Genomic DNA, 25,772 nt, shown 5'->3' with positions numbered 1-25,772 from the left:
ATTTAATATGCGGTTAGTACATAACTAACCGCATTCCAATCAAGGTAAGCAGGTAATATGAGCTATTATGCCTAACTCTTTACATGTCGAGATAAAGGAAGAGAGTAGCCATAGTATTTGAATGATTTCATTACGACAATGATGACCTTCCCTTAAATTTATCAATCCCTCTTCTAAAGCACTCTTTGATAAAAAATTTACTACGATATAGATTTCTTTAAAAGAGTTCGGAGAATTCAATGTTTTAATAAGGGATCTCCCTCCACTTTCGATTGAATCTCCTATTCGTTTTAATGCAATATTAGTACCACTTATACTATTGTTCCATCTTAACAACTTACGATTTAAATCAGTAGTTGACATATTCATGTTCCCTATATTCTTCAATGCTTGACTAATAACTACATGAAAATCAGATGCGGAAAGACTACTACTTCCATTCTTGGCATGGTAGTAACATACACTTTTAGAGTTTTTTATAGAGATAAAATCTGCAAATTCATTTCCCAAATCATCACAGAATAAATAATCTACATTTGTCGCAAGTGTATTTTCGATAAAAAAGAAGAGAGAATTTCGATCAAATTCTGTGGAAGTAGAAGCATAGTTTCCTTTCTCGGAATTGACTGTACTTAGAGAATCATAAGGTTCTAGCACATCTAGTAATGTATCTAAGTTCCCTAATAGTTGGGTATCTTTGAAAAGTTTTTTATTAGCATAGACATAGTTTATTTCTGAAAACGTAACAATAAAGTTTTGATTCTTATTAATGTACTCCATGAAACTCATTGTTTTTGATTGATACTTAATAATTATATTTTTTAATTTAATTGAATTTAGAGAAAGAGAAGACTGATTTTTTTTAAGTACTAAGTTTTTATCTGTTAAATTGATGATTTTGTGAAAATTCGAAAGTGAATCACTATTATTTTCTTCAAGTTCAAAAAAAGTATTAAATTGCTCAAGATAATTATCTAAAGAGATTTTTTTTTGCTTTTTTTTATAAAAATAAGTAGTTTCTTCAATTAGTCCATTTTCCAAATCCTCAATTAAATCGTTAAAAACGAATAAAATTGAAGTAGGTTTTAGTCTGTGAAGCTCTTCCCGAGTATTTACAGGTAAAGCGAAATTATCAAGATAAGATTCTGTTAATTCGAATGAATTAACAATATCAACAACTTCGATTGACCATCTAACATACTCATCAAAAGATACTTTTCCACCTAGTCTGTTTATTTTTGAAGTATTTAAAGCTAATGAGATTCTTGTATCATAATTTTGTATCCTTAAGTTATTTACAATATATTTACTGGAATAAATCGGTGAAAAAGATTTACGTAAATCAATTGCTTCTATATTACGTTTTCTCACAACATCATTATTAATATCCATATTTAACATTGACAATTTTTCAAAAGACGAATCAGTGTTTAGAAATAAACGAGAAATTGTTGCATAATCGATTTCAGTTATTAAGTCTTTTAATAAAGTGTTAAGTCCACTGATATTTCTTTTATTGATTATTAGCATATTTGAGTATTGAATCATCAATAAGTATGCGTATTTTAACTCTTTTTCATCTCCAGAATTATTTAAAAAGTTTGGAGTATCTTTGTATTTAAATATACAAAGTGAATATGAAATATCTATACCATCTAACGAATATAATTCATTGACTACTCTTGTTGTATATGACCCGAATTTTTTGGTCGATATATTAGTAAATAACTTATTAATAAATGTTTTTGAGAGTTGAGCATTAAGATGGTAGAAGTATGCTGCTTCGCTTAACGACAGTCTTTCTATCATATTTCAATCCCCTTAAGTGAAAAGAATAATTTTGTAAATATTATACCATTTATGTTTATTTATTATATGAATAAATAGATTTATTATTTGTTTTGAAAATCATAAAATAAACTTCATTTAAATGTAGTACGGAGAGCCGTATCATAAGTAATATGTAGAGTTTATTTTTTTTCGGCGGTAAAGCACATCTTAAGTGTCTTTGAAGCTTTATTCTATAAGTCAACGTTTCAATTAATAAAAAATACATGAAAACCATGGAGGTGTAGAACTGATGGGCGCTTGGGGAGTAGCGATATTGTCTGATGACATAGCAGAAGATATTAGCTTTAGATATAAGGATTTATTAGGCGACAATTTTACGAATGAAGAAGCAACGAAAGTTGTTATTGAAGAATACTTAGATGAGATAGACGATGAAGAGATTACAGCTTTTTGGTTATCTTTTGCCTTAATACAGTGGAAATTAGGAAGACTTCAAGATGAAGTGAAACGTGAGGCATTGCATATCATTGATAGTGGTGTTGACCTTGATCGTTGGGAAGAAGATCCTAAATTGAAAAAGAAGCGTGAAGTCATTCTTTATAAATTGAAAGAAAAACTTAACTCTCCGCAGCCACAAGCCAAAAAAGTACCAAAGAGATTTATAGCTGAAACAAATTTAAAGACTGGTGATGCGATCAGTTATCAATTACCATCAGGTGATTTCATGATTCTTAAGGTCATCGAAATCATTGAACAATGGACGAAAGATCGATATCCTCTTTTTGAAATATGTGATTGGATAGGGAAAGAAATTCCTTCAAAAGATCAAATCGATCTGTTAGATTTCAGAACAGAAATGCAAGCAGATGGAGAGTTATTATTTGATAAAGTAGCTGTTTATCCTGCAGGAAAAAGAGACAATCCAGCTAAACGCATAAAAGTAATAGCAGAGAATGTATCGATAAAATTAGAGACAGGCACTCCATATACGCTATTAACGTGGAAAGACTTAGATGAATACTTAACTTGGAATCGTTATATAGAATAAACATTAGAAATGAGTGAAGGACATATTGATTATTCAGTTCATTGAAGAGGAAACACGTAGTCAGGTTAAAGCCTTTTTTACCAATCACTGGGGCAGTTCGCAAATGGTAACGTCTACAGGTGTTCATGATTGCAGTCTCTTAGACGGATTTTATGTCATGAACGATGATCATGAAATCATTGGACTGATTACCTATCATATGACTTCACAGACGTGCGAAATCATTTCGCTGGATAGTCTTGAGGAAGGAAAAGGAATCGGCTCACAATTGATGCAAGTGGTAGAAGAAAGGGCAGCACAGCAACAATGCGACTTGCTGACACTCGTTACGACGAATGATAATGAGCATGCGATACGTTTCTATCAACATCGGGGATATACAATATCGCAGTTGATTCCGAATGCCGTGGACTTTGCACGCAAAATAAAACCGGAAATCCCGTTATACAATGAAAAGGGAGTTCCGATTAAAGACGAAATCGTCTTGATAAAACATTTATGAGTTACTTATTCGTTGTTGATGTTAGAACTTCTAAATAATCTTTCTCACTCTTGAATTGATCATTCACAATCAAATCTGGTGAAATCAAATAGGTTCCGGCATATTCACCGTACTTAATTTTGAAATAGCATGTCTTAGGTGCGAGTAGACTTTTCGATGGATGAATTTGCTCTCGTAATAGTGGCGTCCAACCTGATTGATCTTGTGAATTAGCAAAAAAGACAACAATCGATTGATCAGCTTGAATCAATAGTACAAGATCGTTGTCTTGTAAACGCGATGGATTGACGTGGGCGAGGATCGGATCGACAGACTTAGCGATAAACCCGCCAATAGTAGCGTGTGACTGCTGTTCCTTGATGAATTGTTGAATCATAGTTATCCCCCTGACTGTACCTATAGATTACTCCGACTTTTCTTTTGTGCTGATACCAATACCGAAACCAAACAGCATGATGATACCCGTAACGAGTAACGCAGGCACATGACCTTCTAATGCCATGTAGAGACCTGCACCACTTAAGATGACGCCGGTTGGAATCAAAACGTTTCGCATGAAGTATTCCTCCCGAAAGGATAATGACGTTGTTTTCACTATACCGGATAGAACGTCAGATAAAACGCATGCTTTAGTAAATAATGATAATCTGATTTTGAATATGCAGAACGAAAACAGACGCCGTCCATTAACTTGGACAGCGTCTGTTTTTCATTATGTTCGCTCTAGTACATTGACGAGCATCTGATGGATGACGTCATGATCCCGAACGTCATGGACACGATAACTTCCGGGTAACGTATAGACGTCTATCGCCCCGACGTAAGCAATCTTCAGTTCCAACATTCCGTCCTCCTGACATGTCGTCCGGAGTTCGAGTTCACCGCTGATGACACCGACTTCTTGCGTCATGACACCATGTGTGGCGGTAAAGGTAGAGGTTTTCGTTTCCATCGAATCGACTCCTTTTTAGTATGTACATGTGTTCAACATCGTTTGTAAGGCGGTTTTTTCACTCGATTGTAAGCTGAGGTTCCAACGACTCTTCGTATTGATCCACATCTTCGAGTAAGCGCAGCTCGCACCTGCTCTTGTCGGCTTCCATGTCGACGGATCCTGATCCCCTTTTGAACGGTTCGAGCTTGCAGAGACAGCAATCAATTGCGGACCTGTTAAATCGTTTGCGAACGCTTGACGTGTCGTTGTCGTCCAGCTGCTTGCTCCTGAACGCCATGCTTCGGCAAGTGGTACGACGTGATCGATGTCGAGGTCAGACGGGTTCGTGAATGTCAGTCCGTCATAGTAACTATACCAAGAACCAGATGTAACGGGACACGATCCGACATATGAATCAGCGTCACGTTTTAAGACGACTTGTCGTGTATCACAGCCGCTTCCTTGACTGATCCAGTGCGGGAACAAATCACGCGAATAACCGGTCATGCTGCCTTCTGTTTTAACAGTTAAGGCATCGAGTTGAGACTGTGCCGTCGCTTTCGACGAGATCCCTGAGGGCAGTGCGGAAACGGATGTCGTATCGAATTGGAAAGCGGTCAGGCAGACGAGCGTAGTGATGACGATGGACTTGATGGCTTTGAACACGTGTCATTCCTCCTATGTATGAGACGAGATGATGTGAAGACACCCTTCACAATTTTTAGTATGGCATCACTTATTTAGGAGAAAATGAATATCGTGTAAATGTTATTAAAATTAAACTTTTGTCATTATATTGAAGGGTCTGATGTTAGGATTTAGGTGGAGAAGAAAGGGGACTACATAATGAACGAACGAATCAGAGGATGGTTGATCGTGTTCGGTATCTTTTTAGTCGTAAGTGGCACGTTGACGGAAGCACAACGTTATTTCAACACAAAAGAACTAGAAAATTGTATCACGCAAGCTCGCGCTGCCCACCAGGAATATGAATATGAGATCGTTAATCCTGTCACACGCGCGTATTCGTTCCGTGCGCATTGATTTTCTAAAAGATGTCGGGTCATCTCGCATATGGTACGCTTTTCAGGAAGCAGGATTTTAATGATTTGAGGAGCTGGTATGCATGAATAAAAAAGACATCGCCGACATCCGTCGTCACTTCAAGATGGATGCCGATTTACTAAAAATCCATGAAATCTACAACGTCTATATCCGAAAAGAGACGAGCGAAATCTATCATGAGGAAGCCCGACCGTTTCCATTGCTTGATCCGGAACAACAGGAGCTGTTCCTCGCGAACTTCAAGAAAGTATTAGGTGGAAAACTCGACGTCAAGCTGTTCGAGGTCAAGTTCACGCATCCGGAAGAAGGAGAGACGAGTCACACACAGCAGCTCCTTTACGAAGGACTGTATGCGGAAGAGCCGGAGGACTGGGTCGAGCAGATGCAGACGATGGCGTTGAAGATGGTCCAGGACATCCAGTACGAGAACGACCTCGTCGTCACATTCATTCGTGGGCAATACTATAAAACAACGAAGCGCCAAGCGGACGAGACAGAGATCGATCCGAATGACGACGTCTATACGACACCGTTCATCCTCGGTAGCCTGAACTTAACGGAGTTACCGAAACAATCACTCGTCTTTGATTTTGTCGAACGGGAATTCAAGTCGAACTTGTTCATCAATCCGGTCATCAAACTGGCGTCGCCGATTGGTGGATTCCTCTTCCCGACCTTCACCGACAATGCAGCAGACGTCAATCATGTCTTGTATGCGGCGGGCAAGCCGAATAAACCGGATTTTGGCTTCCTTGAAAATGTCTTGAACGGTCAACCGATCGTCACGGCAGATGAGGATAAAGCGATCTTCGAGGAGATCGTCAAATCGGTCGTCGGTGAATCGATGGATACGAAGACGTTAGCCGGTGTCTATGAAAACATCAATCAGTTGATCGTCGTCGAAGAGGATCAGGATGAGGAAGAAGTACCGATGCTCGACGTTCAGGAAGTCGAGCGTGTCCTCAAGGCAAGTGGTGTCGAAGACGTCAGCACGGAACAAGTCGAACGGGCATTCAAGACGGTCGTCGACGATCCGACATACGAGATGAAAGCGAGTAACATCGTCCCGAACTATGAAGCGAAATCGATTAAAATCAATACGAAGGTCGCGAACATCGCGATCAGTCCGCAAGACTTGAAGTACGTCAAACAAGTCAACTATCAAGGGAAACGCTGCCTGTTGATCGAGGTCGAGGAAGACACGGTCATTGATGGTTTTACAATCGTTTCACAAGAACAATTACGATGAGGATCAGCGCAGGCGACTGCGCTGATTTTTTTAGGTGAAACATTTGCTTCTCCTGTCAAAGACAGGTATATTGTGATGTAAGCGGTCTCTTTTTTTAAAAAAGAGGCATTCGAAATTTTTTTAACCGTTATCGAAAGCGCTTTCGATAACGGTTTGACCAGAAGGGAAGCGATCCATTTGTCTACCGCATCGATGCAAGACTTACTGCGGACGTTACGAAATTGTTCATCGATTCATCAAGACGGACTCGAAATCGTCGATAAGCCGATTCCTGACGTCTCGACTCCAGGAACACTCGATCCGCGTGTCCGTGAGGTCGTTCTCACGCAGCGTCCATCGGTCTCGATTCCAGAAGGGGCGTCGCCAGTCGAACTGGCACGTGCCGGCATGGGGTGGGACAACGAAGACGTGTCGACACGACAGATTGCGACGGACGTCCTCGCGATCCCAAGACCCGGTACCACGATCGAAGCACGGCTGTATCGTCCGGAAGCGGCGCGTCCGCTCCCGCTCGTCGTCTATTTCCATGGCGGTGGTTTTTTCGGTGGCACGCTCGAGACGGTCGAGAACCCATGTAAGGCATTAGCCGATAAGGGGAACGTCGCCGTCTTGTCGGTTGGTTATCGATTGGCGCCAGAGCATCCGTTTCCGACAGGGCTTGAGGATTGTCATGCAGCGATCGATTGGGCAGTCGAACACGCTGATCGACTTGGGATTGATCCAGGTGCGATCGCTGTCGCCGGTGATAGTGCCGGTGGGAACTTGGCGACGGTCTGTTGTTTGCTTGACCGCGAGCGTCCGACGCCGTACATTCGCTATCAAGTCTTGTATTATCCAGTCGTCAATGTTGGGGAACATCCGAATTCGGAATATGACTGGACGCTTGAAGTGTATGATCGACAAACGGAACCGGAGCTACTCGAACGGATCATTCTCTCGCTTCAAGATGAAGAAGGTATCCTCGAGCAATGGTATGTCCAAGCGAGTGATTCGAAGGATCGACGGATTTCACCGTTGTTCGCGACGCTCGACGATCTACCAGAGGCACTCGTCATTACGGGAGAGTTTGATTACTTACGTCTTGAAGGAGAAGCGTATGCGAAAAAACTGGCGCGCGCCGGCGTTAAGACTCGTTATCTCCAGTACCGCGGGATGGAACATGCCTTTCTTGATAAACTCGGTCTGTATCCGCAAGCCGAAGACAGCTTAGACGAAATCGCGAAAGACTTAAAACGACTCTTTTCTCAAACTAACTAACAAAGGTGGATGACGTATGACATACACACTCGATTGGCAAGCCTATACAAAACTCGCACGACAAACCGTCGCGGAAGGGGCGGTCCTTTTACAAAATGATGGTGTGCTCCCGTTGCAACCCGCATCGACGGTCGCTGTCTTCGGACGTAATCAGTTCAACTACTATAAAAGTGGAACAGGATCAGGCGGGATGGTCAACGTTACGAACGTCGTCAGTCCACTCGATATGCTACGCGAAGACGTGACGCTGAACGCAGACGTCCTCAAGGCGTACGAGAACTGGCTTGAAGACCATCCGTTTGACCAAGGCGAAGGCTGGGCGGCCGAGCCGTGGTCGCAAGAAGAGATGCCGCTTGACGCGACACTCGTTCAACAAGCAGCGCTTGATTCCGATGTTGCCTTGATCATGATTGGTCGTACGGCTGGGGAAGACCGCGACAATACAGCGGATCCAGGGAGTTATTTTTTAACGGAGACGGAACAGGAGATGCTCCGACTCGTGACGACACACTTCAAACAGACCGTCGTCGTCTTGAACGTCGGGAACATCATCGATATGCGCTGGGTCGAAGAGACGGCGCCAAGTGCTGTCCTTTACGCGTGGCAAGGAGGAATGGAAGGGGGAACTGGACTGAGTGATCTCTTGCTCGGCCGCGTCTCACCGTCCGGAAAATTACCGGATACGATCGTCCGTTCACTCGATGATTATCCGTCGACACCCCACTTCGGTCATGCTGATCGTGCGCTGTATCAAGAAGACATCTATGTCGGGTACCGTTATTTCGAGACGTTCGCACCGGAAGCGGTCTTGTATCCGTTCGGGTACGGATTATCGTATACATCGTTCGACCTGACGACAGATGTGACGACGTCAGCTGATGCTTGGACGATTACAGCGACGGTGACGAATACCGGGCAGACGAGCGGGAAGGAAGTCGTACAAGGTTATCTCGAGAAACCACAGGGACAACTCGGGAACCCAACGCGTCAACTCGTGACGTTCGGCAAGACAGAAGAACTCGCACCGGGCGAGCAAGAATCTCTCACACTCGTCGTACCGTTCACCTCGTTTGCGAGTTATGACGATAGTGGCGTCACTGGGCATAAATCGTCTTATGTCGTCGAACCGGGCACGTATCAGCTTTATCTTGGAACGGACGTCCGGTCGGCGGTTCCAGTCGCAATCCATTCCGTCGAGACGCTTGACGTCACGGACGTCTTAACGGAAAACATGGCGCCGGTGACGGCGTTTGAACGCATCAAACCACAAGCGACCGAAACGGGATATACGGTGACGTATGAAGCAACACCACTGCGGACGATCGATTCGGAACAGCGTCGTCAACAGGAGCGTCCCGTTGAACGGACACAAACGGAGGACGCCGGTTGGAAGTTACGCGATGTCAAAGAAGAACGGGTCACGCTCGAGACGTTCCTCGATCAATTGACGGATGCGGATCTCGCGGCAATCGTCCGGGGGGAAGGGATGAACTCACCGCGCGTTACACCGGGAACGGCGGGCGCCTTTGGTGGCGTGACGACAGAACTCGAAGCACTTGGTATTCCAGCAGGCTGTTGTGCGGATGGTCCGTCTGGGATCCGGATGGACATCGGGACGAAAGCCTTCTCGTTACCGAACGGAACGTTGCTTGCTTCGACGTTCAACACGACGTTGATCGCCGATCTATTTGAGATGACAGGTCTTGAGTTACGAAAGAACGAGATTGATACGTTGCTTGGACCCGGGATGAATCTTCACCGCCATCCACTCAATGGACGGAACTTCGAGTATTTCTCGGAAGATTCGTATCTGACTGGAAAAATGGCCGTGGCACAACTCGACGGCATGCATCGGGTGGGTGTGACGGGAACGTTGAAACACTTCAGTGCCAACAACCAAGAATTCCACCGGCATGATCTGGATTCAATCGTATCAGAACGGGCGTTGCGTGAGTTGTACCTGAAAGGGTTCGAGATGGCCGTCAAAGACGGGAAAGCCTACTCGATCATGACGACGTATGGTGCCGTCAATGGCATCTGGACTGCCGGCTTATACGATCAGAACACACGTATCTTGCGCGATGAGTGGGGCTTTGACGGGATCGTCATGACGGATTGGTGGGCGAAAATCAACGCCGAAGGTTTGGAAGCAAACCGTCAACAAACGGCGACGATGGTCCGTTCGCAAAACGATCTCTACATGGTCGTCGGTGAACCAGGAACGAATCCATTCGAGGATGATACGTTGACGGCTCTCGCCGACGGAACACTTCGACGTTCCGAGTTACTGCGGAGTGCCGCGAACATCTGTCAGTTCCTGTTGCGTTCACCAGTCATGGACCGTGTGATGGGAACAGCAACATCGATTGAGGTCCTCGGGGCACCGGTCGAAGAAGAGACGCTCGAAGATCAAGCGGTCTCGCACCAACGTCTCGTCAGCGGAGATGCCTTCCCGTTAACGGACGTCACGACGACGACAGGCAGCAGTCACGTCTTCGCTGTCACGGCGGAAGAGACAGGAATGTACCAGGTCACGTTGACGGCACGTTCGAATGCCGGCGAACTGGCACAGATGCCGGTGACACTATTTGCGAACAACATGCCGGTCGCGACCTTCACCTTCAACGGAACGAACGGTGAATGGGTCAGCCAGACGAAGGACGTCTTCGTCTTCAATCCGCATAACTATTTAAAACTCTACTTTGCACTCGGCGGTCTCGAGTTAAAAGAGTTGACGTTCACGCTTGCGGAATCGTTTCATATGAAGAACGGCTAATCACATTAGTCGGACGGAAAGGACGGATCGCTTGCAGTTTTCCATCATCAAAAAACGGGTCGAGCAACTGCTCGCCCCGTCGTTACAGGGACGGATTGCTTTTCATGCAGCTGTCTACCGGATTCAAGATAGTCCTAGTCGTGTCTGGGTGACGTTTGACGGAGAAGAGATTCTCGGAGCAGACGACTTTCACTTCGAACGGGAAGTCGATCGGCGCTATGCGTTACAAGCTGCACAGTTACCGGAAAAACCAGCCGGATTGCTATGGCAGTTCGACTGGTTAAAGCAGTCGCATGCGTTATCCGCTGAGATCGAACGACAAGTCAAACAAGACGGATACTTGGAAAACTACGAGATCCAACAGGACTTGTTGCAGTACCCGAACCTCGCATTCGAACAAGCGCTTGTTCATCCACATCCTTTCATCCGTGGTATCGCACGGCTCGATCGGCGACTCGGCAAACGACGTTTCCTGTTGCTGACGCATCAGTCTGACTTTGAACAATGGTGTGCGAATACGCGGCAAACCGTCGAACGCTGGTGATACGAAAAAGCACGCTTCCTCAAGACGAGGAGGCGTGCTTTGCTGTTAGATTGAAAACGAGTTGACCTCGTGAATCCCTTCTTCTTCAACGAAAGCGTCGAGTAAAGCACGCACTTCGTCCGTTGAGTTCGTCTCCATCAATTTGACCCGCAGTTCACTCGCACCGCGGAATCCGCGGACATAAATCTTGAAGAACCGGCGTAATGGCTTGAAGAGACGGGGCTCGAATTGAGCCGAGTAATGATCGTGCAGATCAAGCTGCAGACGTAACAAATCGAGGAGTTCTTGGCTCGAATGTTCTTTTTTCTCGACTTCGAATGCAAACGGATTGTGGAAGATCCCGCGACCGATCATGACACCGTCGACACCGTATTTCTCGACGAGTTCAAGACCGTGTTGGCGATCGTTGATATCCCCGTTGATCGTCAGTAACGTCTGTGGTGCGATTTCATCACGTAACTTCTTGATTTCCGGAATCAATTCGAAGTGCGCTGGAACGGCACTCATCTCTTTACGTGTCCGGAGGTGAATCGAGAGGTTCGCGATATCTTGCTCGAGGATGTGGCGCAACCAATCGTGCCACTCTTCGACCTTCGTGTAGCCGAGACGTGTTTTGACGCTGACTGGAAGACCGCCCGCTTTTGCAGCTTGGATCAGTTCAGCTGCCACTTCCGGACGATTGATCAAGCCGGAGCCTTTACCGTTAACAGCAACGTTATGGACGGGACAGCCCATGTTGATGTCGATCCCGCTAAAGCCCATCTCTGCCATGCCGATACTCATTTCGCGGAAATATTCCGGTTTGTCACCCCAAATGTGAGCGACCATTGGTTGTTCATCCTCCGTGAACTCAAGACGTCCACGGACGCTCTGTTTGCCTTTCGGATGACAATAGCTTTCTGTATTCGTGAATTCCGTGAAGAAGACGTCCGGACGCGCCGCTTTTGCGACGACGTGGCGGAAGACGACGTCGGTGACGTCTTCCATCGGTGCTAAGACGAAAAATGGTCGTGGTAAGTCCTGCCAAAAGTTCTTTTTCATAGTATATTAAACCCTTTCCTTAAGGTAATGCACATGTGTGGTTAAAGAATTTCATCAACTATACACTTTAAGCGCTCTCGCTAAAAAGTGCAAGTAAGGGATACGATTCACTAGATGCAGGAGGGAATGAAGGAAATAAGAGAAAGTTGGACGGAGGTAGTTTCCAGATATTGAATCTTTTCCGTCGATGATCGCGTAAATGAGACTATACATTAAAGGAGGAGACCGGTATGCATACACTCTACATGAAAGAAAAAGCGTTTAGTTTACGTGGACGATTCTCGATTCAAGACGAGGCAGGGCACGACGCCTATCACATCGAGGGCAGCTTTATGAAACTTCCGAAGTCGTTCAGCGTGACGAACCGAGATGGAGAGGAAGTCGCGGAAATCACGAAGAAAACGTTCAGTTTCCGACCGGTCTTTTATGTCGAAGCAGCAGGGCAATCGTTTGAAATCATTAAAGAGTTCACGTTCTTCAAGGACCGCTATACGATCAACTCGGATCAATTCGAAGTGACGGGTGACTGGTGGGATGTTGATTTTGAAGTCCTACAACAAGGGCAACGGATTGGTCGCGTTCAGAAAAAATGGATTTCTTGGACTGATCAGTACATCATTGAAGTCGAAGATGAAGCGATGGAAGAATTGTTGATCGCCCTCGTCGTCGCGATTGATTGCGTCAAGGCGGAGGAAAGTTCGAACTCTACATCTTTCATTGATTAAAAAGGGGAATGATTTAGGATGGAACAGTGGGACGTATATACACCAGATCGCAAGAAAACAGGACGACTCTGGACACGGGGAACGCCACATACAGCCGGGGATTATCACATGACGATTCACGTCTGTGTCTTTAACGCCAAAGGAGAGATGCTCGTCCAACAACGGCAACCGTTCAAATCTGGTTGGCCGAACATGTGGGATGTGACGGTCGGCGGCAGTGCGATTAGTGGGGATACGAGTCAGATGGCGGCGCAACGTGAATTGGCGGAAGAACTTGGACTCGACATCGATTTCATGGGCATTCGTCCCCATTTGACGATTCCGTTTGAAATCGGTTTTGATGATTATTATCTCGTCGAGCAGGAAGTGGATCTGTCGACGTTGACGCTACAGGAAGAAGAAGTCCAGCGTGTCGCCTGGATGACAGAAGAAGCCATTGTCAACGGGATCGAAGAAGGATGGTTCATCGGGTATCATGAATCATTGATTCGACTATTGTTTGCCCTTCGTCATAGCTACGGCGCCCATAATGAAGTATAAAAACAAGCCCTTCCGGTGATTTCGGAAGGGCTTGTTGGTGGATTAAGCGGATTTTCGAAGTGCATCCGTCCGTTTTGGTTTTGTTTCTGGTAAGAAGAACGTGAAGAACAGATACACGGAACAGCAGAGGAAGAAAACGATCATCGAGACCGTATACCCCGCATGTCCGAGTGCGTAACTCCAAATGATCGTAAAGATCGTCTGCGTCGCATAAGCGATCGCCCAGAATAGACCAAATAAGACGGTGATCTTTTGCGGTGTCATGCCTTTTCGTTCGTGTGCCAAGTTCATGAAGATCGGATACTGGATGTACATCGCAAATCCGGAAATGAACGCAAAGACATATGAAACGAGTGGCGAGATGTTTCCGAACAAGACGGTGACGAGGAAACTCGCGATCATGACCGTCCCGCTGATCAACAGAATCGGTTTACGAGGTGTTCCTTTGTTACCGATGCGTAGACCAACGAACGTACCGACGATTCCAGCACCTGAGACCAACAGGTTGACGAGCGAACCGTTCAACTGCGTGTACGTATCGAAAACGGGTTTCAAGCCGACGAGCGATAAAATATAGAGCGTCAGGAAACCGCCGAAGGCAACCGCATATTTCCAAAGGAACGGATCGCGGACAGCATCTCCATAACCATAAGGCGTTTCGTCTGCGTCCGCAGCATCGTTCAACTCGAACGATTCACTGCCGATCCACCATGCAAAGAAGAGGATTGCTGTCAGACTCGCGAAGATTGTCAATGTCAGTTTCCAGTCACTGACGAATTGATCAGCGAACAAGGTGAACAAGAGTGACACGACGAATGCACCTACGTTATACGATACGGTATTGAAAGCGTTGATCCGTAATTTTTCAGCCGGATCCTGGACGTAACGTGTCACGACCGGATTCATATAGACGATGACCATCGAACCACCGAGTCCCATGACCATGCGAGCGACTGTATACGCCCAGTAGTTCGGTAGATAGATGGCGACGATCGACATCATCAGGAACAACAATGCGAGTAACGGTGCTTTTTTCGGACCGAGCTTCATCAAGATGAGCGCAGCGAGAATGTTCGCGAAAACACGTGCCGTCGTGATCGAATAGTTGACGAGTTGTGAGATGAGGGGGTCAACGGTCTGATTGCCGAAGAAATGCGCCGTGATTTGTGGTGTCAACGACGAACCCGCGACCCAGTTCATGGCGAAGGTCGCATAGGCGAACCAGAGGACGATCATCATGAAATAGCCTTTTTTTGTGGTAGACATAAAAATCCCTTCTTTTCTGAAGTTCCGCTTCATACATGAATCGAAAACTACTTAACTTTATTATCAATTCATTCAATATAAAGCCGTTCCGAAGGGAAGTAAAATAGATAGTTCTTATGCTTTTCATAAGTAAAAAGAATAGATTATATCAAGTCATATGCCTAAAATGAATAGATTTTCAAAAAGCTTCCAAGTGTTCGATGATTGTTTGTTGTTGAATACGTGTCACCTTAAAAATATCCGGATTTTTCAGCTGTAAACTTTCTTTGAATCCAAAAGTAGGATCAATTGAATGCAGATATAAAGATAATAAATTCCCGTGTGTCACGAGAATCGATCCATCATGCTGTTGCAACGCTTCCTCAACGACACGCGTGATGCGTTTAGTTGCTATCCGGCTAGATTCACCACCAGGACACGTATAGTCTGGATCGCTGAACGTTCGACGAAGATGGTCCTGCCAATCGTCAAGTGGAACAGCACTTAACCGTCGTTCTTTTAAGTCCTCTTCTTGTGCAACCGACAGTTTCAGAGCAGTCGCAAGTGGTTGAATCGAGTCGAGCGCACGGCGATACGGACTCGAAATAAGATGCGTGATCGGAAGCTCAAGTAGCTGTGTACACAGTCGTTGCGCCTGTTCCTCTCCACGAGGTGTTAACGGGTCTTCCGATGCTTGACCAGTCGTTTCGCAGTGGCGAATCAAGTAAAGCGTCGACATGAATGTTTCATCCTTTCGTGATCAAGTGTTGCTGTATGATTTCTGGAAAAGATGGTAAAGTCCTTTTCATGAATTGAAAAATCATTTTGAAAAAGGCGTTGACAAACGCTGTCGAGATTACTAGAATTAGAAACAATTCATCGATGCAGCGACGCATCGGATAATCAAATAAAGAGAAAGCTATGATTGTCATGGGTCACACTATGGCAGGAGCAGCTTCTGGAGAGACCGTGTCGACACGGCGCCGAAGGGTTCACAATCTCAGGCAAACGGACAGAAGAGTAATCACATGCAGCGACGGGCATTCATGGAATGTCGTAGTGGCGTGTATGGGTTATTCCTTTGATTTTGTTGAGATTGGACATTCGTCCAGTCTCTTTTTTTCTTTTTCAGGACCGACAGAACGGTCTGAAGCGTAGAGAAGCCATCATAAGGAGGAGTTCAGGTTTGGAACAGCAAGGATTAAAGCGGGATTTATCGAATCGTCATGTACAGTTGATTGCTATTGGTGGAACGATCGGAACGGGTTTGTTTTTAGGATCAGGTAAAGCGATCCAACTCGCCGGACCATCGATCATTTTTGCCTACTTACTCGTCGGGATCGCGATCTTCTTCGTCATGCGTGCACTTGGGGAATTGTTATTGTCAAAAGCAGGTTATCAGTCACTCACGGATATCGCAGAAGATTATCTCGGACCACGTGCCGCATTCGTGACCGGTTGGACGTACTGGTTCTGTTGGATCATGACGGCAATGGCGGACATCATCGCCGTCGGTCTGTACGTCAAGTATTGGTTTGATATCCCGCAATGGATTCCAGCCGTTCTTGCGCTCTTGATTTTACTTGGCTTTAACTTATTGACTGTTAAATTGTTCGGTGAACTCGAGTTTTGGTTCGCCTTGATCAAGGTCGTGACGATCCTTGCCTTGATTGGTGTCGGAATCGTCCTGCTCGCGATTGGTTTTAAAACGGACGCCGGTCCCGTGACCGTGTCGAACCTCTGGTCACATGACGGATGGATGCCAAACGGGATTTCTGGATTCTTGCTATCGTTCCAAATGGTCGTCTTCGCCTATGTCGGTGTTGAGCTCGTTGGGGTATCCGCAGCAGAAACAGCGGATCCGAAGAAGAACATTCCGTCCGCGATCAATAAGATTCCGCTTCGGATCTTGTTCTTCTATGTCGGTGCCTTACTCGTCCTCTTGATGATCAACCCATGGACAGGATTAAGTGCGACAGAAAGTCCGTTCGTCAAGACGTTCAGTCTGATCGGGATTCCACTCGCAGCAGGAATCATCAACTTCGTCGTACTGACATCTGCTGCTTCTGCATGTAACAGCGGAATGTTCTCGACGAGCCGGATTCTGTATAACCTGGGAAATCAACAGCAAGCATCGAAAAAGTTCTCGAAGTTGAACAAAAACCATGTTCCGGCAAACGCCTTGTTCGTCTCGACGATTGTCGTCTCAGTCGGTGCCTTGCTCAGTAAACTGTTACCAGGACAAGCATTTAGTATCGTCACGACGATCAGTGCGATCTGCTTCATCTGGGTCTGGGGTGTCATCCTCGTCTGTCATCTCCGGTACAAGAAACAAAATCCGGAATTGCATGCAGCATCGACATTCAAAGCACCATTGACACCATTCGTCAATTACCTCGTGCTCGGATTGTTTGCGGTCATTCTCGTCGTCATGCTGTTTGCTGACGATACACGTCCAGCCTTGTTGCTGACACCGGTTTGGTTCCTCGGACTATTCGGACTGTACCACCTTCGGAAAAAGAAACAACAAGCAGCTGAACAAAAAAGTGCGTAAGCCAAAACAAGCCGGTCGGATCTAATCCGACCGGCTTGTTTCATGGTGTATCGAAAGCACCATCCTGTAGTTGTTTCCGAAGTGCTTTCGCTTTCTTTCGAATATCGCGTTTGCTGTCCGCATCGCGCTTTCCCCATTGCCGATACATCATCGACATCCGCTGATTATCAGCGAAGCGTTTTTCGTGCCGGTCGATGAAGTCCCAGTACAAGGCGTTAAACGGACAGGCATCCTCTCCGAGCATGTCCTTTTGATGAAACGGACATCCCTTGCAATAATCACTCATCTTATGGATGTAATTCGCCGAAGCGATGTACGGTTTAGTCGATAATGTTCCTCCGTCGGCATGAAGCGCCATCCCGAGGACGTTCGGTAAGACGACCCAGTCATAGGCATCGATGTACATCTCGTTGAACCAATCTGCTGTCTGTTGCGGCGAGATCGCAAACAGATTAGCGAAGTTCCCGAGCACCATCAAGCGTTGGATATGGTGATTATGGGCATGATCGACAACAGGACGTAACGATTCAGCGACACAGTTCATGTTCGTCTTCCCGGTCCAGAAAAAGTCAGGTAAATCCGCTTCATGACGTAGCGCATTAACGGAAGCATAGTCCGGCATCTCGGCTAGGTAGACGGCACGCATGTACTCGCGCCAGCCGAGGATTTGTCGAATAAAACCTTCGACCGCATTGAGCGGAGCATCTTGATCTTCGAGGGCGGCTTCAACTTGACGAATGACCTCTTCTGGTGTCAGCAAGCCGAGATTGATTGCTGCAGACAAGAGCGAATGCGATAACGTATCTTCGCCGGTCAGCATGGCGTCTTGATACGTCCCGAACGTCTCGAGTCGTTCTTCGATGAAACGATGGAGAGCCCGCGTCGCTTCCTTTCGTGTAACCGGCCAATGGAAGGAATCAAGTGCTCCCGGATGATCAGAGAAATCACGCTCGACCTTGTCGATGACGTCCTTTGTGATGCGATCGGGACGAAACTGAACGGGATCCGGAAACGTCGTCCCGGACTTTGCTGGTTTTCGGTTCTCGGCGTCAAACGACCACTTTCCACCAATCGGTTTGGAGCCGCTCATGAGAACGTTTCGTTCCTTGCGCAGCTCACGATAAAACCGATCCATCTTGTAGGGCTTGTCGCCGATTGCTTCGACCGCTGCTTCCTGCGTCAGTAAAAACAACGGCACGTCGGAACAGACCTCGACTGTGATCTTCTTCGGTAAAGCGTCTTGCCACTTGTGCATCGCCTTTCGCATCGGTTCGTCCGTGATCGCCGTATAGAATACATGATCCGGATCATGATCTTCCCGGTGCGCCTTAAATGCCTGATCGAACGAATCAGCTTCCCGGTAATCGACGGTGAAACCTTTTTCGCGCAGTTCTTCCGCAAAATGTCGCATCGCTGAGAAGACGAGGACGAGCTTTTGTTTATGGTACGTCTTCCACTTAGAGCGCGAGGTCGCTTCGACCATCAGGATGACGTCGTCTTGTTTGTTTGCTTCCTTCAATAAAGGGAGATCGTGATTCAATTGATTGCCGAATATCCAGCGTGTCGCCATGAGTGTTCCTCCTTTTACTTTCGTTATATGATTACCGTTTTTCGTCAAAGTCATGCCTGATTGTATGCCGGCTGACAAAAATCTTCTTACCTGAATCGTCGCTTTTACACATTTCTGAATGTAAAAGAAGTTCCTTTCTGTGCAAGCTATGATAGGGTTATAATGGAAAGGTAAGTTGTCGTCATGAGGGGGAAGTTTTTCATGACAGGTAGTCCATAATATCAACGGGGATAGGAAGGATATCATGAGCAGTATGCCTAAAAAAACAGACGTTATTTTAATTGGTGCCGGAGTCATGAGCGCGACGTTAGGGGTCTTGTTAAAAGAACTCGCGCCTGAGATGAACATCAAGGTATTCGAGAAACTCGCGAGTGCCGGGGAAGAAAGCTCGAATGAGTGGAACAATGCCGGAACAGGTCACGCCGCACTATGCGAACTGAACTATACGACAGAGAACGCCGATGGTTCGATCGATATCAGTAAAGCGGTCAAAGTAAACGAACAGTTCCAACTGTCACGTCAATTCTGGTCGCATCTCGTTAAGGAAGGTGTCTTGCCGAATCCGAAAGAGTTCATCATGCCGATTCCACATATGAGCATGGTCGAAGGAACGGAAAACGTCGAATTCCTGAAAAAACGATTGGAAGCGCTATCAGCGAATCCGTTGTTTGCGGGAATGGAATATTCAAAGGATCCAGCGAAATTAGCCGAGTGGATTCCACTCATCATGAACGGTCGGACATCACCCGAGCCGATCGCTGCGACGAAAATCGATTCAGGAACGGACGTCAACTTTGGTGCGTTGACACGAATCCTGTTTGAATATCTCGCACAGCACGATGTTACAATCAACTACCAGCACGGTGTCGAGAATTTGAAGCGTGTTGACGGTGGTTGGGAAGTCAAAGTGAAGAATGAGCGCGATCACCGGATTGAGCATCATACGGCGCAGTTCGTCTTCATCGGGGGTGGCGGCGGTAGTCTACCGTTGCTGCAAAAAACAGGCATCGAAGAATCGAAGCAAATCGGTGGTTTCCCGGTCAGCGGCTTGTTCCTCGTTTGTAAAAATCCTGAGATCATCGAGCAGCACCATGCGAAAGTCTACGGAAAAGCGAAAGTCGGAGCACCACCGATGTCAGTACCGCACTTGGATACACGATACATCGATGGGAAGAAATCGCTTCTCTTCGGACCGTTCGCTGGCTTTTCACCGAAGTTCCTTAAGACAGGATCGAATCTTGATTTGATTGCGTCCGTCAAACCGAACAACGTCTTGACGATGCTTGCTGCGGGAGCAAAAGAGATGGGATTGACGAAGTATCTGATCGAACAAGTCCTCTTGTCGACGGAACAACGGATGAACGAATTACGAGAGTTCATTCCGAATGCGAAGACAGAAGACTGGGATGTCGTCGTCGCTGGTCAACGTGTCCAAGTCATCAAGGATACACCACAAGGAAAAGGGACACTCCAGTTCGGAACAGAGGTCGTCAGCGCAGCCGACGGATCTGTCGCTGCCTTACTCGGGGCGTCTCCAGGTGCCTCAACAGCGGTTCCCGTCATGCTTGAAGTACTCGGAAAATGTTTCCCGTCCGAATTACCGGCGTGGGAAGCAAAAATCAAGGAGATGATTCCGTCTTACGGAATCTCGCTTGTTGAACATCCGGAGCTGTTCGAACAGATCCATGCAGAAACAGCCAAAACGCTTGAGCTTGAACAAGGTCAACCGATTCGCTAAACGAAAACCGTCCGACTCTACGAGGAGCCGGACGGTTTTTGGATTTAGCGGAAGTTACGGAAGAAACGCGTTTTCTTTAAGGCAATACCGACTGGAATCGCAACGAGGATTCCGACAACGTTTTGTGTGATGTTTCCTGGAATCGAAGCGATTGGTGCGACCCAGTTGCTGTAAAGAATACCTTCACAAACATAGTAAACAGCAAGCATGACAGGAGCAGAAACAATCATTGCAAAAATATTTAAGCCAGGGTTGTCTCCTTTGTATCGCGAAGACCAGGCGATACGCCCGACAATATATCCTTGGAGTCCTCGAGCTACGATTGTAAATGGAGCCCAGAGTGTCCATCCACTGATAAGATCAAATAATCCCATACCGATTGCTCCGGCAATCAGTGCTGTCCGTGGACCGAATAAAATCGCGATGAGAAAGAGCATTGCTGTTCCCATATGAACGAGACCACCGCTTGAAGCGATTGGCAATTTGATATTGATGAATAGTGTCGCAACAAGAACAAGTGCGATTGACATCGCAGTGATGACGAGCTGGCGGGTACGAGTGCTAGAATACGGTGCTGCTTTTTGCATGTGGCTAACCTTCTTTATGATAGATTTTAAGATAGCTTTAATCTATCAGATGCCTGGACTAGTCAAAAGTGTCAACTTTGAATTATTTATAGGGGTCAGATTGACTAAAAAGTCGTCATTCGTTCTTAATTCCAAAAGAGTTTAATCTATTTATACAGTCTTAAATGAAAAAGTCTCCAAAACGGTTGTCGTTTTCGAATCTATTCCTCGTTTTTTTCTTACAATGAATAGCGAAAGGAAGGGGAAGTCAATGAAATATCAGATCGTGACAGCCGTTCTCATACTTGCTTCATTGTCACCAGTCACATCGGAGGCAAAGGACCAGACAACACAACATCAACGCTATTACGTAGCATATGAAAAAATCGTGCGAGAACTGAATCGGACACAGGAAAATGCGGACGTCACATTGCTTGCAGCAAATCAATTCGCAGACGAGGACTGGGTTTCGCCAAAACGTTTTCAGGAACGAGTAGTCAAACGGTTAAAGCCGTTGCATGTTCAACTGAGTATTTATGGAGATAGTCAACGAGCACTTGAACGAACACAAGGTGGAAAAGAAGTTCGGATCACGGGAAATTTCGAAACGGAACTTTTGGAGCGAAGTGAGCGACAATGGTTCTCTGATGTCTTTTCGATGACGTCTCAAGGCATCAATGATGGCATTTGGATACAGAAAGGATTCGATGGTACCCGAATCGATGCAGGACAAACGATGGTCGTAACGGTCAGTGGTACATACGCGAAGCAAGGCATCTTAACAAAGCACCACATCACAAAAGAGTTTCATTGTTCATCCGTTGGTGAAATCTACTATTGAAATAGAAAAAGAGCGAAACTCGTCCGAGTTCCGCTCTTTTCGTTTAATTTCGGATCAAATGATCGAAAGCACCCAATGCAGCTGTTGCACCAGATCCCATCGAGATGATGATCTGTTTATACGCGCTATCTGTACAGTCTCCTGCTGCGAAAACGCCTGGTACGTTCGTTGCGCCGTGGCGATCGACTTGGACTTCACCGAACTTGTTACGGCTCACCGTTTCACCGAGCCAGTCCGTGTTTGGTACGAGACCAATCTGGACGAAGACACCTTCAAGCTCGACGTGACGTTCAACGTTCGTTTCGCGCTCGATGTACGTGATCCCGTTCACTTTGTCCGTTCCTGTGATTTCCTTCGTTTGTGCGTTGACGACGACCGTGACGTTCGGAAGCGAAGCGAGGCGTTCTTGAAGAACAGCGTCGGCTTTTAGTTCCGGTGCGAATTCAAGGACCGTGACATGTTTGACGATTCCCGCGAGATCGATGGCTGCTTCGATCCCTGAGTTTCCGCCACCGATGACTGCTACACGTTTTCCTTCGAACAATGGGCCATCACAGTGTGGGCAGTAGGCGACACCTTTATTCTTGAATTCGAGTTCGCCTGGGACACCAACGTTACGCCAGCGTGCACCTGTTGAAAGGATCAAACTCTTCGTCTTCAAGACAGCACCATTCTCAAGCTCGAGCTCGAGGAGGTCCTTCTTCTCAAGGCGAGTTGCCCGCTGCAGGTTCATGACATCAATGCCATATTCCTTGACGTGCTCCTCAAGACTTGCGACGAGTTTTGGTCCTTCCGTGTACTTCATGCTGATGAAGTTTTCGATGCTCATCGTATCCATGACTTGTCCACCGAAGCGCTCTGCGACGATTCCTGTCCGGATGCCTTTACGAGCTGCATAGATGGCAGCACTCGATCCAGCTGGACCACCACCGACGACAAGGACATCGTATGGATCTTTATCAGCGAAATCAGAAGCATCGGCACCTGTGCCAAGCTTCGCCAAGATTTCTTCAAGTGACATCCGTCCGTTACCGAATGCTTCGCCGTTGACGAAGACCGTCGGAACAGCCATGATCTCTTTTTGTTCGACTTCTTCCTTAAATGCCGCGCCATCAATCATCGTGTGACTGATGTTCGGGTTGAGGACGCTCATGACGTTCAATGCTTGTACGACATCTGGGCAGTTGTGGCAGCTCAAGCTGATGTACGACTCGAAGTGGTACGTTTCTTGAATGCCTTGAATCTGCTTGATGACTTCCGCATCGACCTTCGGTGCTCGACCGCTGACTTGTAGCAGAGCGAGAACGAGGGACGTGAACTCATGACCGAGTGGAATTCCCGCGAACGTGATGCCGCTTGTCTCACCGACACGGTTGACTGTGAAACTTGGTGTCCGGGGAAGGCTTGCCTGCTCGACGGAGATGCGTGGTGTCATGCTTGCGATCTCTTCGACGAGTGCGCTCATCTCAAGCGAGACGGCGTCTGTCCCAGCGCTAACCGCTAGGACGAGATCGCCTTCGAGAAGCTCGAGGTATTGCGCGAGTTGTGCTTTAATGTCTGGTGCTAAAGCCATCGCGAATCCGCTCCTTAAATTTTTCCGACGAGGTCAAGGCTTGGTGTGAGTGTTGCAGAGCCTTCTTCCCATTTCGCTGGGCAGACTTCGCCTGGATTGTTACGTACGTATTGTGCTGCTTTGATTTTGTTGACGAGCGTGCTTGCATCGCGACCGATACCGCCTGCGTTGATCTCAACTGTTTGGATGACGCCGTCTGGGTCGATGATGAACGTACCGCGGTCAGCAAGACCATCTTGTTCGTTCAAGACTTCGAAGTTACGTGAGATGACGTGTGATGGGTCGCCGATCATGACGTACTCGATTTTACCGATTGTTTCTGATGTTTCGTGCCATGCTTTATGTGTGAAATGCGTATCTGTTGAAACAGAGTAAACTTCAACGTCAAGCGCTTTGAGTGTTTCGTATTGGTTTTGGAGATCTTCGAGTTCTGTCGGGCAAACGAATGTAAAGTCTGCAGGGTAGAAACATACGACACTCCATTTACCGCGAAGGTTGGCATCCGTTAGGTCAACGAATTCTCCGTTGTGGAATGCTGATGCGCTGAATGGTTTTACTTCACTTCCGATTAAAGACATGATAAAAATCCTCCTCAAGGGTTCTATATTTAGAATCTGTTCTAGTGCATACAAGGAATCTGTATTTATCACACTAGAATAATTCTAATCTAATACTAATTTCATATAGACCAACACTTTTGTCAAGGTATAATCGGCAATTTCTTATTTCAGGAAAGATTGTGTGAACAAAAAAAGAAATCCCGACGCCTAAATGAAACAGGAGTCGGGAGCTGTATTCCTTATTGCCAGTCCGTGTGGAAAATCCCTTCGCGGTCTGTCCGAGCATACGTGTGAGCTCCGAAATAATCGCGTTGCGCTTGCAACATGTTGGCATTCGAATTCGCTGTCCGGTAGCTATCATAATACGTCAACGACGTCGAGAGACACGGTAGAGCGAAACCAGACAAAGCACCCTCAGCAACGACGTGACGTAACGATTCTTGATACGCTTGTACTTTCTCAGCGAAGAACGGGGCGAGCATCAAGTTCGAGAGGTTCGCGTCGTTTTTGAATGCTTCACTGATGACGTTCAAGAAGTCGGCCCGAATGATACATCCGCCACGGAAAATCAAGGCGATCTCTTCAAGGCGTAAGTTCCAGTCATACAACTCAGATGACGTCCGGTACTGAGTAAAGCCTTGCGCGTATGCCGCGACTTTCCCCATATAAAGCGCTTGACGAATTCGTTCGACCCACGCGTCTCGCTCAAGCGTTGACAAGTCTTCTGGTCCCTTCAGGACAGCAGACGCTGCGACGCGTTCTTCTTTAACAGCCGAGAGGTAACGTGCGAACAAGGCTTCCGTGATGATCGAAGAAGCGATCCCATTATCAATGGCTTGTAGGCTCGTCCATTTTCCGGTTCCTTTTTGACCGGCTTGATCGAGAATGACATCGATCAACGGTTGTCCCGTCTCGTCATCCGTTTTCCGGAGGATATCCGCTGTGATCTCAATCAAGTAACTTTTCAGTTCGCCTGCGTTCCACTCAGCGAAGATGTCTGCGACTTCCGTGACATCAAGTCCGAGACGGAAGCGAAGGAAGCTGTACGCTTCTGCGATCAGTTGCATGTCGGCATACTCAATGCCGTTATGGACCATCTTGACGAAGTGACCAGCGCCCTTCGGACCAATATAGACACAACATGGATCTCCTTCGACATGGGCGGCGATCTTCGTCAAGATCGGTGCGACATGGTCGTAAGCTTCTTTCGATCCACCCGGCATGATCGCAGGACCGGTCCGCGCACCGACTTCACCACCCGATACACCAACGCCGATGTATTCGATCCCGTGGCGTTGTAACTCGTCGAAACGACGCTCTGTATCGAGGAAGTGAGAGTTCCCACCATCCATGATGATATCGCCTGTTTCGAGATGCGGAAGCAACGATTCGATGACTGAATCAATCGCGCTACCAGCCGTGACCATCATGAAGATTTTACGTGGGCGAGCGAGTGATTGAACGAATGCTTCAATGTCGTAGTACGGATGAAGGGGTAGTCCTTCATCATGTGCGACGAGATCGTCTGTTAAATCACGTGTGTAGTTATAGATGGCGACTTCTTCTTGATGACTTGCCATATTCAGTGCCAGGTTGCGTCCCATGACGCCAAGCCCGATGACTCCGATAGAATGTTGCATAAGTAGAACGACT

General features: G+C 46.7%; 25 protein-coding genes and 1 riboswitch. Of the genes, 12 read left to right on the top strand and 13 right to left on the bottom strand.

Annotated features, from left to right (window positions below):
- Positions 1 to 39: 39 nt before the first annotated feature.
- Positions 40 to 1,809, bottom strand: a complete 1,770-nt coding sequence (locus tag ACZGCQ_RS14680; protein ID WP_481266715.1) for a hypothetical protein — start codon at positions 1,807 to 1,809, stop codon at positions 40 to 42.
- A gap of 271 nt (positions 1,810 to 2,080) precedes the next feature.
- On the opposite strand from ACZGCQ_RS14680, the gene ACZGCQ_RS14675 reads away from it, so the two are divergent.
- Together ACZGCQ_RS14675 and ACZGCQ_RS14670 are read left to right on the top strand one after the other, a co-directional pair.
- Positions 2,081 to 2,839: a hypothetical protein gene (locus tag ACZGCQ_RS14675; protein ID WP_481266714.1), complete on the top strand. Its 759-nt coding sequence runs from the start codon at positions 2,081 to 2,083 to the stop codon at positions 2,837 to 2,839.
- A gap of 103 nt (positions 2,840 to 2,942) precedes the next feature.
- Complete coding sequence (locus ACZGCQ_RS14670; protein WP_481266713.1) at positions 2,943 to 3,341, top strand: GNAT family N-acetyltransferase; 399 nt, start codon at positions 2,943 to 2,945, stop codon at positions 3,339 to 3,341.
- A 1-nt stretch (position 3,342) separates the two neighbouring features.
- Here the strand turns inward: ACZGCQ_RS14670 and ACZGCQ_RS14665 are convergent, their stop codons facing one another.
- The 4 genes from ACZGCQ_RS14665 to ACZGCQ_RS14650 form a co-directional block, all read right to left on the bottom strand.
- The gene (locus ACZGCQ_RS14665) at positions 3,343 to 3,717 is read right to left on the bottom strand and encodes a hypothetical protein (RefSeq protein ID WP_481266712.1); all 375 of its coding nucleotides are present in this window, start codon (positions 3,715 to 3,717) and stop codon (positions 3,343 to 3,345) included.
- Between the two features lie 27 nt (positions 3,718 to 3,744).
- The gene (locus tag ACZGCQ_RS14660; RefSeq protein ID WP_481266711.1) at positions 3,745 to 3,897 is read right to left on the bottom strand and encodes a hypothetical protein; all 153 of its coding nucleotides are present in this window, start codon (positions 3,895 to 3,897) and stop codon (positions 3,745 to 3,747) included.
- A gap of 156 nt (positions 3,898 to 4,053) precedes the next feature.
- Positions 4,054 to 4,293, bottom strand: a complete 240-nt coding sequence (locus ACZGCQ_RS14655; RefSeq protein WP_481266710.1) for a hypothetical protein — start codon at positions 4,291 to 4,293, stop codon at positions 4,054 to 4,056.
- A 15-nt stretch (positions 4,294 to 4,308) separates the two neighbouring features.
- The gene (locus ACZGCQ_RS14650) at positions 4,309 to 4,929 is read right to left on the bottom strand and encodes an HNH endonuclease family protein (RefSeq protein WP_396133879.1); all 621 of its coding nucleotides are present in this window, start codon (positions 4,927 to 4,929) and stop codon (positions 4,309 to 4,311) included.
- A gap of 192 nt (positions 4,930 to 5,121) precedes the next feature.
- Here ACZGCQ_RS14650 and ACZGCQ_RS14645 point away from each other — a divergent pair, with 192 nt between their 5' ends.
- The 5 genes from ACZGCQ_RS14645 (at position 5,122) to ACZGCQ_RS14625 (ending at position 11,166) form a co-directional block, all read left to right on the top strand.
- Positions 5,122 to 5,319, top strand: coding sequence for a hypothetical protein (locus ACZGCQ_RS14645; protein WP_481266709.1), 198 nt, complete (start codon positions 5,122 to 5,124; stop codon positions 5,317 to 5,319).
- A gap of 82 nt (positions 5,320 to 5,401) precedes the next feature.
- Complete coding sequence (locus ACZGCQ_RS14640; protein ID WP_481266708.1) at positions 5,402 to 6,589, top strand: DUF4317 domain-containing protein; 1,188 nt, start codon at positions 5,402 to 5,404, stop codon at positions 6,587 to 6,589.
- 192 nt (positions 6,590 to 6,781) lie between these two features.
- On the top strand, positions 6,782 to 7,846 hold the full coding sequence (locus ACZGCQ_RS14635) for an alpha/beta hydrolase (RefSeq protein WP_481266707.1): 1,065 nt from the start codon (positions 6,782 to 6,784) through the stop codon (positions 7,844 to 7,846).
- Positions 7,847 to 7,862: 16 nt separating this feature from the next.
- On the top strand, positions 7,863 to 10,622 hold the full coding sequence (locus ACZGCQ_RS14630) for a glycoside hydrolase family 3 protein (protein ID WP_481266706.1): 2,760 nt from the start codon (positions 7,863 to 7,865) through the stop codon (positions 10,620 to 10,622).
- 31 nt (positions 10,623 to 10,653) lie between these two features.
- Complete coding sequence (locus tag ACZGCQ_RS14625; protein WP_481266705.1) at positions 10,654 to 11,166, top strand: SF0329 family protein; 513 nt, start codon at positions 10,654 to 10,656, stop codon at positions 11,164 to 11,166.
- Between the two features lie 45 nt (positions 11,167 to 11,211).
- On the opposite strand, the gene ACZGCQ_RS14620 is transcribed toward ACZGCQ_RS14625, so the two are convergent.
- Complete coding sequence (locus ACZGCQ_RS14620) at positions 11,212 to 12,207, bottom strand: tRNA dihydrouridine synthase (protein WP_029343007.1); 996 nt, start codon at positions 12,205 to 12,207, stop codon at positions 11,212 to 11,214.
- Between the two features lie 230 nt (positions 12,208 to 12,437).
- Between ACZGCQ_RS14620 and ACZGCQ_RS14615 the strand changes: the two genes are divergently transcribed.
- Together ACZGCQ_RS14615 and ACZGCQ_RS14610 are read left to right on the top strand one after the other, a co-directional pair.
- On the top strand, positions 12,438 to 12,932 hold the full coding sequence (locus ACZGCQ_RS14615) for an LURP-one-related/scramblase family protein (RefSeq protein WP_047394907.1): 495 nt from the start codon (positions 12,438 to 12,440) through the stop codon (positions 12,930 to 12,932).
- Between the two features lie 18 nt (positions 12,933 to 12,950).
- Positions 12,951 to 13,472 carry an NUDIX hydrolase gene (locus ACZGCQ_RS14610; protein ID WP_481266704.1) on the top strand — a complete coding sequence of 174 codons (522 nt, stop codon included), beginning with the start codon at positions 12,951 to 12,953 and terminating at the stop codon, positions 13,470 to 13,472.
- A 42-nt stretch (positions 13,473 to 13,514) separates the two neighbouring features.
- Here ACZGCQ_RS14610 and ACZGCQ_RS14605 read toward each other — a convergent pair whose 3' ends face one another.
- Together ACZGCQ_RS14605 and ACZGCQ_RS14600 are read right to left on the bottom strand one after the other, a co-directional pair.
- Positions 13,515 to 14,738: an MFS transporter gene (locus tag ACZGCQ_RS14605; RefSeq protein WP_050678565.1), complete on the bottom strand. Its 1,224-nt coding sequence runs from the start codon at positions 14,736 to 14,738 to the stop codon at positions 13,515 to 13,517.
- A 178-nt stretch (positions 14,739 to 14,916) separates the two neighbouring features.
- Positions 14,917 to 15,456, bottom strand: coding sequence for a histidine phosphatase family protein (locus ACZGCQ_RS14600; protein ID WP_481266703.1), 540 nt, complete (start codon positions 15,454 to 15,456; stop codon positions 14,917 to 14,919).
- 209 nt (positions 15,457 to 15,665) lie between these two features.
- Positions 15,666 to 15,743, top strand: a riboswitch (glycine riboswitch).
- Between the two features lie 160 nt (positions 15,744 to 15,903).
- On the opposite strand from ACZGCQ_RS14600, the gene ACZGCQ_RS14595 reads away from it, so the two are divergent.
- Complete coding sequence (locus tag ACZGCQ_RS14595; RefSeq protein WP_481266702.1) at positions 15,904 to 17,271, top strand: amino acid permease; 1,368 nt, start codon at positions 15,904 to 15,906, stop codon at positions 17,269 to 17,271.
- A gap of 40 nt (positions 17,272 to 17,311) precedes the next feature.
- Here ACZGCQ_RS14595 and ACZGCQ_RS14590 read toward each other — a convergent pair whose 3' ends face one another.
- Positions 17,312 to 18,841, bottom strand: coding sequence for a cryptochrome/photolyase family protein (locus ACZGCQ_RS14590; RefSeq protein WP_481266701.1), 1,530 nt, complete (start codon positions 18,839 to 18,841; stop codon positions 17,312 to 17,314).
- A 244-nt stretch (positions 18,842 to 19,085) separates the two neighbouring features.
- Between ACZGCQ_RS14590 and ACZGCQ_RS14585 the strand changes: the two genes are divergently transcribed.
- The gene (locus ACZGCQ_RS14585; protein WP_481266700.1) at positions 19,086 to 20,579 is read left to right on the top strand and encodes a malate:quinone oxidoreductase; all 1,494 of its coding nucleotides are present in this window, start codon (positions 19,086 to 19,088) and stop codon (positions 20,577 to 20,579) included.
- Between the two features lie 44 nt (positions 20,580 to 20,623).
- Here ACZGCQ_RS14585 and ACZGCQ_RS14580 read toward each other — a convergent pair whose 3' ends face one another.
- Positions 20,624 to 21,166 carry an ECF transporter S component gene (locus ACZGCQ_RS14580; RefSeq protein WP_481266699.1) on the bottom strand — a complete coding sequence of 181 codons (543 nt, stop codon included), beginning with the start codon at positions 21,164 to 21,166 and terminating at the stop codon, positions 20,624 to 20,626.
- Between the two features lie 250 nt (positions 21,167 to 21,416).
- On the opposite strand from ACZGCQ_RS14580, the gene ACZGCQ_RS14575 reads away from it, so the two are divergent.
- Positions 21,417 to 21,986, top strand: coding sequence for a hypothetical protein (locus ACZGCQ_RS14575; RefSeq protein WP_481266698.1), 570 nt, complete (start codon positions 21,417 to 21,419; stop codon positions 21,984 to 21,986).
- Between the two features lie 43 nt (positions 21,987 to 22,029).
- On the opposite strand, the gene ahpF is transcribed toward ACZGCQ_RS14575, so the two are convergent.
- From ahpF to gnd, 3 genes are all read right to left on the bottom strand, one after another.
- Complete coding sequence (ahpF, locus tag ACZGCQ_RS14570; protein WP_411212228.1) at positions 22,030 to 23,559, bottom strand: alkyl hydroperoxide reductase subunit F; 1,530 nt, start codon at positions 23,557 to 23,559, stop codon at positions 22,030 to 22,032.
- 14 nt (positions 23,560 to 23,573) lie between these two features.
- Complete coding sequence (gene ahpC, locus ACZGCQ_RS14565; RefSeq protein ID WP_023469815.1) at positions 23,574 to 24,137, bottom strand: alkyl hydroperoxide reductase subunit C; 564 nt, start codon at positions 24,135 to 24,137, stop codon at positions 23,574 to 23,576.
- 221 nt (positions 24,138 to 24,358) lie between these two features.
- The gene (gene gnd, locus ACZGCQ_RS14560; RefSeq protein WP_481266697.1) at positions 24,359 to 25,759 is read right to left on the bottom strand and encodes a decarboxylating NADP(+)-dependent phosphogluconate dehydrogenase; all 1,401 of its coding nucleotides are present in this window, start codon (positions 25,757 to 25,759) and stop codon (positions 24,359 to 24,361) included.
- Between the last annotated feature and the right edge of the window lie 13 nt (positions 25,760 to 25,772).

Source organism: Exiguobacterium sp. HSB13 (assembly GCF_056764755.1).
Note: the sequence above shows the minus strand (reverse complement) of the source record. Positions and strands in the feature narration are given on the sequence as shown.